Source organism: Sphingobacterium sp. UGAL515B_05 (assembly GCF_033097525.1).
In the GTDB taxonomy this organism is placed as follows: Bacteria; Bacteroidota; Bacteroidia; order Sphingobacteriales; family Sphingobacteriaceae; genus Sphingobacterium.
The window spans coordinates 1,632,942-1,646,900 of sequence record NZ_CP109907.1; the positions used below are offsets into that span (position 1 = coordinate 1,632,942).

Genomic DNA, 13,959 nt, shown 5'->3' on the forward strand with positions numbered 1-13,959 from the left:
CTGTACTAAATAGATAACCTATTTTCTTTTATCACTGTTAATCAAATTCGAATCTTCGTCCCTATAGCTATCCGACTTGGAAAAAACTAACATTAAATTCTTAAACGCTTTTTTACAACGAACTTTAAAACTGTTAAATAAAGATCCGTCTGCTGCAAGTGTTCCATAGCCCGTTATTGCTTTCGCTTTTCTATTATGGACAAAAACAATCCGACCAAATTTTTTTAGTCCCAAGGCTAAGGACCCGTCTTCTCCCCTTATGATATCAGTCCGGATTCCAACCTTTTGAGCTAACGCTGTATGATAAGCAAACACCAAACCCCGAACACTAAGTTCAGGTCTGTTTATCGATTGGATGAACAGAAAAATGTCGCGTACACGCTCATAAATCCATAGTGAAAATCGGCTATGAGTCTTATCTGGAATATAACCCCAGGAAGCGCTTGCTGCCACTACACCTTGTCGTTCTAATGCGCTTACCATTACATCCACATATCCGCTTGGATAAAGTGTGTCGGCATCGATATTAAGATGATACTTCCCTTTGGCATGATTCAATCCACATTGCCTCGCAAACCCACAGCCGCTTTGTTTCTCATTATAATATCGAATTCCTGCTTTCTTAAAAATTTCTTCGGTTTTATCAATTGAATTATTATTTATACCGATAATTTCAATAGGATACCGTGATTTAAGATCACTTAATGACCATAAGCAAGCCCATAAGTTCCTATCTTCATTATAAGCGATAACAGCTACAGTTACTAAAGGCTCATTCGCTTCAAATCTTTTGAGCTGTTCCACAATAGTATTGATTGTAGACTGAGATACTTGATCCGGCCGCACCTGATAAACAGATAAATACTTCCTATACCATTCGTTATTCATAGCTAATCATTCTACTGGTCGTATAGATTCGAAAAGTTGCTGCCACTGTTTTGCTATATTTTCCAAATCAAACTTTCTCACATCATTTCTAGCATTTTTCCCCATTTCTTTTCTCCGTGCTTCGTCTTCAATAAGTAGACAAATTCCGTCTGCTAACTGTTTAATATTACCATTTTCTACCAGTAATCCATTCTGCCCATCAACGATAATATCACGGGGACCACATGGACACATAAAAGACACGGGCGGAACGCCATAAGCCATTGTTTCTCCCAAAACCAGTGGGAATCCCTCATATCTTGATGATAAAACAAAGATTGAACTATCATCATATTTTTCAGCTATTGAAGCAGTTCCATTTTCCAAAAAGCAACTTCCCGACAACCCCAACTCTTTTACCATCGACAAATACATCGCCCTATCCCCCCCCCATAGATTTTTAATATCCATTCCGGGTGCTTTTTCGCCACCATTTCCCAAGCACTAATCAGTAAATCAAATCCCTTTTGATAAGTCATTCTTCCAACTGCAATTACTTGTTTATTATTGAGTAGAGCAGCTTTATCAGGATAGAAAGATAAGGGATTGGAAATAACCGAAATATTATCGAGTTCGCGCCAATAGCCCGCATCCTCATTCGTTAGCACGACAAAAGCCGATAGCTTTCGCAGATTCTTGATGAGTTGACCCTGCCACAATTTTGATATTCCTCTCTGCATAAAGCCAGGAAATCTTTTATCTGTAAACTGACGATAGACTAACCTATTAAAATGTAATTCGCCAACTTTCAAACTGCCGTCTTTTAAATCATTGATAAAATTGACGTCCCGTCTCAATAACGATACAGTAATATCGGGCTTTATAAGACATAATTGTTCTTCAAGTCTAGCTTTAAACAGTCGTTGCTTTTTCCAATAGCTTAAGGTTCGCTTCAATAAGGATAGAGAAAATATACCGTCAAAGTTGATATCGAGGTGATGCAATTTTATTTTCTCATCTAAAGGATAATAGGGCTCTGATCCTTTTCCGTCAGTGACAAAAATATGAATTTCATAATCAAATTTTTTGACGAAATAGTTTACCTTCGCTGTGAGCACCCTTTCCATGCCACTAGGGTAAAACAGACCTGGAATAATGTAAGCAAGCTTAAGTTTCCTTTTCATATTGTTTAATCACCTTTAGTATTTTTCCCAAAAGATTCAAATAGGTCTTTCCATTGCTCTGCGATATTTTCCATATGAAATCGAGCACTATTTAGCTGTGCTCTTTCTCCCATTTCCTTTCTCAACAGATCGTCTTTTATCAAGCTACATATTCTTTTGGCCATCTCCTTAACATTTCCATTTTCCACTAAAAATCCGTCTATGCCATCCCGAATTATTTCACTTGGTCCTGATGGGCAATCAAATGCAATACTAGGTAATCCACATGCCATGGCCTCAACCAATACCATACCAAAGCCCTCATACCGTGAAGATAGCACAAAAATAGAGCTATCACAATATTTCTCTTCAATCATCGTGGTACTGGGCTTTAATTTGCAACTCTCGGTTAAGTTAAGACGATCTATCTGATCTTGTAATTCAACGGGATTACCGTCGCCATAGATTTTTAAGACCCAATCGGGATAACTAGCATTCACTATAGACCAAGCCTCTATTAACAAGTCAAATCCTTTCTGAGGAACATATCTTCCAACCGCAATGACTTGCTTCGCTTGGCAATTAGATACGCCTTTAGGTCTAAAAACTAAAGGGTTAGGTATCACGTGCACGTTTGAAAGCTCTGGCCAAAAACTCTTTTCCTGAGCCGTGAGAAAAACGACAGCATCCATCAACTTTAATTTTTTGAGTCTGACACGGTCTTTTCTTTCCCGTAAAAAGCGGCTCATTCCTTTCGGAAAATTGGGATGATAAAAATCCTTCGTTACATGCAATTCTGCCACCTTAATACTACCATCCTTCAGCAGTGGTAAAAAATTGATTTCCCTTCTAATTGTAGAAATTACGATATCGGGCATCTCCTGTTCAAGGATTTTTAGAAATCGATTTTTAAACTTTCGGTAGAGAGAAGGGAAACGAAATAACTTAAGCAAGGACGACTGATCAAATGGATAGTCAATACAAACATTTAAATCGATATGTTTCACATTTTCCGAAAGCGGAAAAAAGCTGGGCTTATTTAGCTGCTCCGATGTCACCAAAATAACTTGCGCATCCGGCAGATGATTGGCAAAATAATTTGCCTTAAAAACGATAATCCGCTCCAATCCACCAGAAGTATACAATGAAGGTAAATAATACAGAATTTTCATCTTCTCAAAACAGCTTTTTTAAAATCTGACGTTGATAAAGATCTTCGCCATGTACCACAACCTGATCCCCGCCAATCACTTCATTGACATATTTAGACTTTATATTAACTTTATGTTTAGCTCCCATCATTAACCATTCGTATTCAATATCAATATGCCCGACATCTATAGCCTGATAACCCAATTTGCACAAATCATAAGCCAATACAGTCGCTGTGGGGCCCAAAGCGATTAAGATAAGACTATTTTTTGCTAATTTACACGCTTCCTGAAGGATCACATCATACTGATCAAATGCACCCTTGGACCGGCATAAGATTCGCCCAACACTTTCAACATTATCAAAAAGATCATTTCCTATGCCTAAGCGACTCTTTTCTCCCTCTATAAATACGATATCACGCTTGCTCCAAATTTGTTTTAACAGGTTAAACCAGTAGACAGATTTTTTCCGGTCGCTGAAATCAATATAGGGCCTTGTAATAAAAGTATTTCCATACCTCTTTCCTTTCTTAAGATATTTATCCCATAAATCGCCATATAAATAAAAATGTGCCCGCCAAAAACGACGCGCCCGTCTATTGTATCTATCCAGATCAACAAATGCATCCGAGATACACACGATGTGGTTTGTAAGATCACTTGTCAGTACCTCAGCCAATCTTTTAGAAAGCTCATCGTCATCATGCTGAAATCGTATTCCCTCTCCACCAATCAAGAGCATTTCACCATCGCCAAACCGACTAACTGATGACTTTTCGGAAATAATATGCTCAATAGTTTCTTCAATTGTCATAACCGTTGGCTTCACACGCTGTTCTCTTCCTGTTAGAAGTTCCAACATGTTATACCACTCTATAATCACATTATAGCGAAACTTATCTTTAAATTTATGTAGGAATGATAGCATTAGCTTAAATTTAAACGATCAATAACTTTTTTCATTTGATTGCGCCAAGATAATTCATAAACATCATTTCTAATGCTCAATGGCTCCCAATCTACGGTCAAACAATAAGATACAATCTGTTTGATATCAATAGGGGATTCATCTGGTTTGGCCTTCAATATATAAGGCTTATCTTCGAAATCAGAGTCGACTTCTGAATACATAAAAGGTATCCCTCTCGCAGCATACTCCCTTGTCTTTAATGTTCTGATAAATGTTATCCCACTACGATGTCTTGCAAGACTTCCGATAGCGAAATCAGCTTGGTCAAACATTAAATCGAGCTTCTTACCCCATAGCGCACCATGCAGGAAAACATACTCCTGTACTCCTGCCGCTTCGATAGCCGAAAATATTTCATTTTGTTCCCTTGCTCCACTCAGATTTCCAACAATGTTGAAGAAGACCTTGCACGCCGGATTTCCCTTATAATATATCCCTAAACCTTTTATAACCCGATCAAATCCATGCCAGAAATGGATTTCCGCTACCCCTAGCAAATGAATCTCATACTCATCATGAGTTTTTTTAACGCGCAAGGGAAGTTCATCCAAATCAATACCATTAGAAATTTTGATAGTTTTTGCACCGAAAATTTCTTCCTCTTCGGTAAATGTTACAATACCATCTAATACAGAAGCCATAGCTTTTCTAAAAAAACGATCGGGCAGCTGCATTATCTTGTCTATCAAACGAATATATTCTTGATCATAAGGATAGGTCGGAATTTCCATGACGACTTTCGCACCAGTTTGCCTAAATTTTCGCACGGCGTTAATCAAAAAAGGACTCGAGTTATGATAAGAACGTATGTATATCAGATCAAAACGTTCACTTGATACATAAGCAGTTAAGCCCCTAAAATCCCATCTCTTTCTTGATTTAGCCCAAGGTCCTTTCCCCAAATCAGCAATAATTTCGCCATCTACAATCCATGCACGATGCCCACTGTCCAATACTTCGTAGTAACATAGTTTGACCTCAGCCCCACATTCCCGGAGACCTTTAACCTGTCCAAATATCTTTTTACTAATACCATTATGGGCACTAAAGCCATGAAAGACTAGAAATAAAACTTTTAGTTCCATATGCTCAGTATCTCTAATTATTTCTCTTTAAATATAACGCTATATAAGATCTATATCCAGCAAACCAAACAAAAGCGATGAAAAAAATAGAAGATACAACGATCTTGACAAACAGTTTATACCAGACAATTTCAGTCCTCAAAAATATTCCACACATATACAGCAGAAACGTCAAAAATAAACCCGCCATAACTGGCTTTGCCAAAAGATAAAAAAAGCAAAGAAAGTTTCTGTAAAAGACCTTTGTATACATGATTGCATAAGTAAAGACAAATGTGATACAGTTTGATATGACAAGACATACAGCGACTGCGGAAATAGCCTCAAAATAAAAGATCCCCAGCAATATACCACATACATTCAACAAGGCCGAAAGTAATCCGGAGAGAAACATATATTTAGTATCTCCAGTGGTTTGAAAAATCGACCCTGATGAGGACAGAATGAGTTGAATCCCCACGGTCAAGCTCAAGATCTGAAATACGGGAACTGCAGTCCCCCACTGTGCTCCAAAAAATAGGTAAATCAGATCTTCGGCCGCAAAATAAAGAAAGCTTGCAAGTGGAAATCCAATTAAAGCCAATATTGCGATGAGTTGTTCCGTCGCAGCGATTAGCTGCATTTTATCCTCTTTTTTTAGACTCAATATGGGATGTATCACCGGTGTAATAACTTGTGTAATATTTTGCAGTGGTAGCGACATCAATTGATAGGCTTTATCATAATAACCCAAGATATTGATTCCTAGATATCTTCCGATAAGCAATGTGTCCGAATTTTTACTAAAATAATTTACGATGTTGAATAGAAATTGAAACGTAGAATAACGCAAAATTGGCCGAATTGTATTTAAAGATATCCTCAATTTAAAAGGCAATGGAAAATGCACATAGGAAACGATAAAAAGAAGTATACTATACAGAATGGGATTAATTAGGAGCGCATATATACCAGCACCATAAAACGCGGCACTTATTGACACCGCCCCCAAGACAATCTGAATAATAAAGCTTCTGATAGCGATAAATTTGAACATTCTTTCACGATAAAATAAGGCATTGGGTACTACCGAGCTTGCTGTAAAGAATAGGCCAATCGCCAATAGCCTGATTATATTTCGAAGCAAAGGTTGCCCATAATAGCCGGCTATCAACGGAGCAATCAAGACAAGAATTAATGCCAGTATAAATCCTAAATAGCAAGAAATAGAAAACAGATTACCGAGTTCATCTTTAGTCAAATTTTTATATTGGATCACGGCAGGAAAAAGACCGATATCTGCAATCAAATTCAAAAAAGCTATAATAACCATTGCAACAGCAATTACACCAAATTGCTCTGGCGACAAAAGCCGGGCAAGAACCGCAGTCACACCGAGAGAAATGACCAAGTTAGCATATTTTGCTATTGCGGTAAAAAAAAACGCCTGATATAACCTGTTGCTTGGCATTTTCCATTAGTTCCCTGTATATTTTTTAAACAATAATACGAATATTGTTTTTATCCTAATGTATTTGCGCCAGCTTCTTAAGGATAAGATAAGAATATGAATTCGATTTTTCCAGGGCATAGTGTAAGCCTTCCATACAGCAGCATCGATCATTTCCTTGAGATAAAAATCGACAACATCGCGTTGTCTTTTATTTCTTTTTGTGTATGCCAACAATTTAGTTCCCACCACAAAATAGCTATTTATATTTTTCATCGAATAAGGAACTGTCATAATAGATCCTGCCCGTAAACGACGTAAAAAAAACGAGGTGGGTATATAACTGGTTTTTCGAGCTTCCAAAAATAATATTGATGTAAACAGCTCATCCTCATGCACAATATAGTTTTCGAATAGAAGGCCTATTTTATTTAAAAATCCCCTGTTTATAAAGAGAAGGCACACTGACGAAAAAAATTCCCTATGCTTTAACAGGTTAGCAAACGTTTCAATCCCGGAAAAGATCATACTTTCGGTATGTGCTCTTTTATAATCGAACTTTTCCAATAAAACTGAATTTTGAGACCCGTCTTCGATTACCTCGGCATCAAAAAATACAAAATCCAGTCGCTTGCTTTTACAATATCCGTAACAGGTATGTAGGGTATCTTCCTTAATCAGGTCATCACTGTCCATAAAATAAATAAACTCTCCTTTTGCATGTGCGATCCCAGTATTTCTAGCTCCCGATAAGCCCTGATTCGCTTGAGAAAATACATGTACTCTAGCATCTACTTTGGCCCATCTTTCCAAACGTAAAAGGCTTCCATCAGTAGAACCATCATTAATCAATAACAATTCAAAATTTTCAAAATTCTGGCACAAGACACTCTCTACCGCGCGATCAACATATGCTTCCGTGTTGAAAACTGGCATCACTACAGTTATTTCAGGAGGATTTCTCATGGTTTTTGATCCATTTTTGTTGCTGATCGTCCCATTTTTTTACCACTTTAGCCGGATTTCCGACGACAACAGAAAAAGGTGGGATATCTTTGGTCACCACTGATCCAGCACCCACAACACAATGCTCCCCGATAGTAATTCCGGCTAATATTACTGCATTTGCCCCTATCCATACATTATTATTTATCCTTACGGGTGAGACTTCTATCCCCTGTTCTGCGATCGTTATATCAATATTTTCATACTTGTGATTGAGCCCCGAAATTAATACATGTTGTCCTATTTGTACATAATCGCCAATCCATACAGGTCCTATTACTGTATTACCGACACCAATCCTCGAATTACTGCCGATAATAAGATCTCCTACCGCGTTATTAATTAAGGAGTATGATTCCACCACAGTCCGAGCCCCAATTTGACATTTTCTAAATGGTACCAGATCTTTACGCACACTACAATAGATCACAGCCCCATGTCCTTTATGTACATATAAAAATTGAAATAATCTTAAATACCATCTCGGGCGCGTTCTTACAGGATGCATTAACATCCTATGCAGCCATTGCTTTATGCGGGGAGAACGCATTATTTTTTCCTTTAGCCCCATATCAACTCAAAAACATTATCACCATACTGTTTCTTGCTACTCATGCTCATCGGGTATATCACCATGTTTCGTATGTATAAAAGTCGACCGTCCTGAACGAAAATGGATTATACTGCTTACCATCGCAAAAAATATACGAGGCAAGGTAAATATTGCCAGAAACAATTGCTTCGTATACAATTTTTTTGGAATGGCCAAAGCTAAGCTCATCATATACAAAGTAATTAAAAAAAACCATTTTAGGGAAGAAATGTCGACGACAAAAAACGAAATCAGCAAAAAAAGAGGAATAATACCAAGCATAATGATTCGCGGCGGCATAGACCACTGGAAAATTTTATCGATTAAAGCCCAATTCCCTGAAACAAGCGCACTTCGCGTCTGTTTAATCGCAAGACAGAAGATATCGATTTGTGAAGCGATCCAACGCCGACGTTGTTTCGAAAAATCTTCACTATATTGAATTTTTTCGTCTAAAATTACAACATCTTCCAAATATATCGTGTTTATGCGATCTAATAAGAGGAAATATTCCAAAAACTTATCTTCTCCCATCGATTTGATTGCTGCGATCCTTTGCTTAAACCAGTTAAAATCGAATGCCATACCCGAGCCAATCAACGCAGCAGGCAAACCAAGACGAGCATGTCCTAAACGAAAAATTGAATTATTAATTTCTTCGCTTACACCATCCAAAATTGCAGTCGCCGTTGTATTATTTTTAGCCGTACGATGGGTTTGTATAGCTTTTGCCCCAGAAGCAAAAGCATTATTCAGTTTGCTGAGAAAGTCAGGAAAAACAATATTGTCCGCGTCCATAACAACCACTACATCAAACAATTGTGTATCTAACCTAGACATTGCTGCTGTTAATGCTGCAGCTTTCGACCGCTGGCCTTCACCTGGATGAATAAGTGAAATACCCATTGCCCGAAGCTGATCGTTAGTACGATCTTCCATGGCATCCGAAATAACTATGATTTCAAACTTATCGGCAGGATAATTCTGTGCTTTAAAACGTGTAACGCTTTCTCTAATGACATTATCCTCTTTGTAAGCGGGAAATAATATGGCAAATCGCAGTGATGTATTGCTATCTGGGAAAATAATCTTTCTTCTTATTCGGGATGCGAAGGCGAACAATGCTACATAGCATACCCACAACGTTAATACTGAGAAAAACAAAAAGTCAATGTACCAAATCATCGTTATAAGCATAACAGTATATATTTTTTTAGCGGCTTCCTATGATTATCCAGCGGCAGGCAGACCAAATCCCCTTTATCATCGCCACAGACTGCTTGAATTTTAATTTAAATAAAAGTAAACACAGATTCATTGGAAAAGCTATTAAAATCAAATAACTAAGCGCTAGTACTCTTAAGCTACCTTTTCTTTGTCTATAAGCGAAGATCACTCTATTTCGTGTAATATAAAACACTTTCAATGGACTGTCGATTCCAGTAGAAGCACTCTCGAGATGAACGATCTGAGCCAAAGGAAAATAAAACAATTGAAAATGTTTGGTAATGCTATTTGACCAATCCAATTCTTCATAATACAAAAAGTAACATGTAGGCATCCTGCCAATATGATTGATCACGGTTTTGGGAACAAACATGGCCGCACCATGAAAATAAGGAATTTGAACGATTTGATTGTATTGACCAAGATCCATTTCCTTATATCCAATTTGTTTATTCCTCATGGTTATTGCGGTCAATGGAGTACTTCCTGCAAACTGAATCAAATTAGGAGGTATATGATACAATATTTTGGGAGAAAGCCCTCCGACTTCTGGGTTCACTTCACAAAATGAAATCATGGATTGAATTTGCGAGTCAGCATCCTTAGGTAATAAAGTATCATTGTTGATAAAATACATATAGTCACCAGTAGCCATTTCTAATCCCCGATTATTTCCGCCAGCAAATCCTAGATTTTCCTGCAAATATTCGCCCTTTATAAATGGATATCTTTGTTTGATCACCTCAAATTCATTAATGATAGAAGCATTATCAATTACAATGACTTCAAAACAGAAACTTTTGATATGTTCAAAGATCGTTTGCAGCAGATTCATCGAATCACGGGCACCATTAAAATTAACGGTAATAAATGAAACTCTAGGCTGAGATATGTACTCCATTGTGTTCATTTTCTTGTAAATATGGGCACAACATCGCGATTGCCATTAATATATAAATAGTTTCCCCTGTTGGAAATTGATGTAAGACTTCATTTCCATAACCAGCCAACATCATACCTGCAATACCAGCTGCTGCAGCGCTACAAAATCCCCTAATCATGGGATCCTTTAATTTAAACCAAACAAGGTAAAAACAAATCGCCAAACAAGAAATCCAAATCAACAAATAGAGTACCAACCCAATTACGCCCGTCTCTACCCAGATAAAAACAAAAGAAGTATCTGTTGGAAGGTCGTTTAAAAGATCTCCTTCGTTAGCATTTTTTGCCGCGCCTAAACCTAACCCAATCGGAAAATTACGCATAAATTTTTTCATTTTGGTCTGATTTTCCTTTCGCAGGTTAAAGGATGCATCCTCTTTAAATTGAAACGCTGTCCGCATCCTTCGAATGTCGGCGTTACTATTTCCAATAGTTGTTAGCGATAGGAAGCAAAAGACACAAATAAATAGCGTTGATCCTAAAATCATGATTCGCCATTGTTTTAACAGCAGAATATAAAATGCATATCCAGCCATTGGAATTGCCATGGCAGAACGGGTGCCGGATATCAGCATACCGTACATCGCCAAAATAGTGACAGTAACGTACAAAATCCGCACACTTCTATTTTTCTCATAGAAAAACAAAATGGAAAAAACGACCATTCCAAGCCCCATATGGCAGCCAAAATTAGCAGCATCGGTAAAAAATGAAAAATAACGGACTCCACTATAGATGAGATGCGTATGAGCCCCAAGTGTATAAAGCCAAATTCTTTCATCTGCGTCGAACCCGATAAATTTTTGCCCAATTGCCTTTAAAGCCGCTAATAATACTAAAATCGCCCAAAAAATAAAAAAAGATCTGAGCTTGGATCTATCTTTAAAAATATAATAGATTAAAAATTGAAATAAACACAAATAAAGTGCCGTGCTCCGGATAGCAGCAATCCAGTTACCGAAGACACCATCCGGATTAAACACTTCAACCATACAGTAGGCCACCCAAGCTAAAGAGATAAAGAAGTACAATGGTATTTTCAGCTTAGCATTATAATTCCGATAAAGATGATTTAATGCAATTACAATAAAATTAAATAGGATCACAAGATCTACTAAAATACTCGGCGGCATGGGAATACGTACATAGCGTAATATACCCATGACGAAAAAACATACAGCAAATAAGAAAAGAAAACTAACAAAAGGATTCCGAATACAAATAATTAAAAAACAAAGAATAAAAGGTGCAAGTGCTATTCCAAGACTAGGCAAGAGACCTCCGGATACGGCCAAAAAGGTAATCAGCGCACATCCTAGGACAGCTAATAATTTTAAGCCAATTTTATCAAATAAAATTTCCTTCCTCATTTTTCTTTTTGGTATCGGCTAAGCCTTAGAAGCAGTTATTCCTAACTGTGAAAACCTATATTCCAACTTTCTAAAGAAACTATAAGGCGGCAACATCCCAGTGAATGTTTCTGTAGCAAATCGATCTGCATTCATAAGACATATTACTACGGGTACTCTTCCACTTCGCTGAACGATCTCCTTAAACAATTCTTCATCTTCTTCTTTCCATACAGACTCTGCATCCAATAAGAGTAGATTTACTGCTGCCTGCGACAGGTAAAATGGGGGGACAGGGACATTAAAAGCATTTGTATGACCTAAAAGCGTGAAATCATTTTCGTCAAGCTTAATTTGTTCCAAGAGTGTTGATTCTATCAAAAATTCACGGGACTTCGCATTAAAGTCTTTGCCCTCTTCGAGAATACCTACCTTGAGGCCAATCGTTGCCCATTCTTCCTTTATGTATTGCATAAGATTTCCGCTATCAATAGCCGAATCCAGTTTTAATACATTGATAAAATTGAGCGCATTGTCTCTTTGATAATATCCAAACAGCTGATTGGCCAAAGATTTTGATGCCATTCTTCTGATCTCCTGACTATAGCGCCCCATTTTCTGATGCGGAAAAGCACCAACGGCATTCCCTTTTGTAACACGATCTGTTCGCTGCTTATCCCGTAAAGTTCGATCTAGCAATTCCAAGACCAGAATGCAACCCAGTAAAAACGCCAGAGTTGCAAAATAAGATCCTATAACCAACATTTTACGTTTGGTTGGTTTGGAGTTAAGTGGAAAAGTTGCCGGATTGATTACTTTTAATGTGGCAGCACTCATCTCCAAGCTCTTTAGGCGGAGACGCGCAGCATTCAACCCTCCCAAAACGGAAAGATAGCTCTGTTCAGTAAAATTAATACCACGTTCCTGACGTTTGAGTAACGAACCTATTGGGGAGTAATGCGAGTACATTTTATCCAATTCACCTTTAAAATCATCCACTACTTTAATATCTGCTTGCGCCTGATCCAGTTTCAATAATTCGTCAACCCACAACGTCACATAATTTGCATTCGGATACCCATTTTTAGTATATTTCTGACTGGAATAATCCTGAATAAAGTTGCGGAAATCCCGCTCCTGATTTTTTAATTTCGATTTAAGATCTTGAAGTGTCGACGCTGAATTTTTGACTGTGTTTAATGAATCAGCCTGATAGGATTGAATCTGAGAAATTGAATAATTTAAATCCGATATTTCATTCATCTTAGCCAAAAATTGCGCATTGTTTTTGATACTCTTAGTATTTGCATCAATTCCCGACTCTAATTGCGTTATACTCGCTTGCGCTCTGTTACGTGCAGATAAGGCGTCCTGTTTACGGATTTCGTAATCCTTATCCAAAATTGTAACAGCCTCGGTCTGTTTATCGTAATGAATAAGGCGGTTTTGCACATTGAATTTGGTAAGAGAATCCTCTTTCATAAATAAGTCTTTTCCAATGCGGGCCAGTTCTGCTTCGAAATACTTTATTACATTATTGGTATTACTATATTGAAGAGTTTTATATTCGTCCCCAAAAACTTCACTCAGTATATTCAATGTTTGATAAGTGATGCCAGCATCATTATTTTCATAATAGACATGCAAAATATCGCTATTATCGATCTGTTTAATATCTATTTTGCTTAAAGCTCCATAACTAAAATAAGGATGATTCCAATTAAATAAGCCATAGACAAAATTCTTAGCATCCATCTTTTCGTACCTTTTTAAATTTTCTACCGTACGTTCTTCAGATGTTTTATCGATTAATTTTCTGACAGCAGGTGGTGTAATATCCAACAGTTGACGGAAATGAGCACTAGAAATATAAATATTATCCTTCTCCGTATCCCCATTGATCATCGTTCTGGCGAATAGTTTTAAAGACACCACCCGCATCGTTTCTTTTGACCCGATGGTATTGATCACGTTTAACAACGAATTTTTGAGAATATTCCAGTCTTGCTTACCATCTTGGCTAAGATCAGTACCATTAGCAGAGATTATGCCTGTATAAATAGTCATATCTGATTCGTATTGTCTATTCATATTTCTAGTGAAATAAATAACAATGCCCATGACCATCAATGGTAATACAATCAACCACCATTTAAATCTGTACAAAGATTTTATA

At 37.4% G+C, this 13,959-nt stretch carries 11 protein-coding genes and 1 pseudogene; all 12 read right to left on the reverse strand.

The genetic code is table 11. The features are described from left to right. Positions 1 to 18: 18 nt before the first annotated feature. Positions 19 to 888, reverse strand: coding sequence for a glycosyltransferase family 2 protein (locus OK025_RS06525; RefSeq protein WP_317668785.1), 870 nt, complete (start codon positions 886 to 888; stop codon positions 19 to 21). Positions 889 to 894: 6 nt separating this feature from the next. Further along, positions 895 to 2,051, reverse strand: a pseudogene (locus OK025_RS06535) (glycosyltransferase family 4 protein). A gap of 5 nt (positions 2,052 to 2,056) precedes the next feature. Beyond that, positions 2,057 to 3,202, reverse strand: coding sequence for a glycosyltransferase family 4 protein (locus tag OK025_RS06540; protein ID WP_317668788.1), 1,146 nt, complete (start codon positions 3,200 to 3,202; stop codon positions 2,057 to 2,059). A 4-nt stretch (positions 3,203 to 3,206) separates the two neighbouring features. Further along, a complete protein-coding gene (locus OK025_RS06545; protein WP_317668789.1) occupies positions 3,207 to 4,112 on the reverse strand; it encodes an SP_1767 family glycosyltransferase in 906 nt (301 codons plus the stop codon). Next, on the reverse strand, positions 4,112 to 5,239 hold the full coding sequence (locus OK025_RS06550) for a hypothetical protein (protein WP_317668790.1): 1,128 nt from the start codon (positions 5,237 to 5,239) through the stop codon (positions 4,112 to 4,114). Before OK025_RS06550 ends, OK025_RS06545 begins: the two co-directional genes overlap by 1 nt. Before the next feature lie 13 nt (positions 5,240 to 5,252). After that, entirely contained in the window at positions 5,253 to 6,689 is a 1,437-nt protein-coding gene (locus OK025_RS06555) for a lipopolysaccharide biosynthesis protein (RefSeq protein WP_317668791.1), read from the reverse strand. A gap of 6 nt (positions 6,690 to 6,695) precedes the next feature. Next, positions 6,696 to 7,634, reverse strand: a complete 939-nt coding sequence (locus tag OK025_RS06560; RefSeq protein ID WP_317668792.1) for a glycosyltransferase family 2 protein — start codon at positions 7,632 to 7,634, stop codon at positions 6,696 to 6,698. Then, entirely contained in the window at positions 7,618 to 8,103 is a 486-nt protein-coding gene (locus OK025_RS06565) for an acyltransferase (RefSeq protein WP_317668793.1), read from the reverse strand. The genes OK025_RS06560 and OK025_RS06565 overlap by 17 nt, the downstream gene beginning before the upstream one ends. Positions 8,104 to 8,280: 177 nt before the next feature. Continuing rightward, positions 8,281 to 9,450, reverse strand: a complete 1,170-nt coding sequence (locus OK025_RS06570; RefSeq protein WP_317668794.1) for a glycosyltransferase family 2 protein — start codon at positions 9,448 to 9,450, stop codon at positions 8,281 to 8,283. Positions 9,451 to 9,478: 28 nt separating this feature from the next. Next, a complete protein-coding gene (locus tag OK025_RS06575) occupies positions 9,479 to 10,393 on the reverse strand; it encodes a glycosyltransferase family 2 protein (RefSeq protein WP_317668795.1) in 915 nt (304 codons plus the stop codon). Continuing rightward, positions 10,371 to 11,804 (reverse strand): O-antigen ligase family protein, encoded by a 1,434-nt coding sequence (locus OK025_RS06580; protein ID WP_317668796.1) that lies wholly within the window; start codon positions 11,802 to 11,804, stop codon positions 10,371 to 10,373. Before OK025_RS06580 ends, OK025_RS06575 begins: the two co-directional genes overlap by 23 nt. A gap of 18 nt (positions 11,805 to 11,822) precedes the next feature. Then, a complete protein-coding gene (locus OK025_RS06585; RefSeq protein ID WP_317668797.1) occupies positions 11,823 to 13,874 on the reverse strand; it encodes a hypothetical protein in 2,052 nt (683 codons plus the stop codon). Between the last annotated feature and the right edge of the window lie 85 nt (positions 13,875 to 13,959).

What these genes read in the sequence shown, in the direction of transcription:
- OK025_RS06525 (WP_317668785.1), bottom strand. Translation starts at nt 888, where the DNA reads ATGAATAACGAATGGTATAGGAAGTATTTATCTGTTTATCAGGTGCGG.
- OK025_RS06540 (WP_317668788.1), bottom strand. Translation starts at nt 3,202, where the DNA reads ATGAAAATTCTGTATTATTTACCTTCATTGTATACTTCTGGTGGATTG.
- OK025_RS06545 (WP_317668789.1), bottom strand. Translation starts at nt 4,112, where the DNA reads ATGCTATCATTCCTACATAAATTTAAAGATAAGTTTCGCTATAATGTG.
- OK025_RS06550 (WP_317668790.1), bottom strand. Translation starts at nt 5,239, where the DNA reads ATGGAACTAAAAGTTTTATTTCTAGTCTTTCATGGCTTTAGTGCCCAT.
- OK025_RS06555 (WP_317668791.1), bottom strand. Translation starts at nt 6,689, where the DNA reads ATGCCAAGCAACAGGTTATATCAGGCGTTTTTTTTTACCGCAATAGCA.
- OK025_RS06560 (WP_317668792.1), bottom strand. Translation starts at nt 7,634, where the DNA reads ATGAGAAATCCTCCTGAAATAACTGTAGTGATGCCAGTTTTCAACACG.
- OK025_RS06570 (WP_317668794.1), bottom strand. Translation starts at nt 9,450, where the DNA reads ATGATTTGGTACATTGACTTTTTGTTTTTCTCAGTATTAACGTTGTGG.
- OK025_RS06575 (WP_317668795.1), bottom strand. Translation starts at nt 10,393, where the DNA reads ATGGAGTACATATCTCAGCCTAGAGTTTCATTTATTACCGTTAATTTT.
- OK025_RS06580 (WP_317668796.1), bottom strand. Translation starts at nt 11,804, where the DNA reads ATGAGGAAGGAAATTTTATTTGATAAAATTGGCTTAAAATTATTAGCT.
- OK025_RS06585 (WP_317668797.1), bottom strand. Translation starts at nt 13,874, where the DNA reads ATGAATAGACAATACGAATCAGATATGACTATTTATACAGGCATAATC.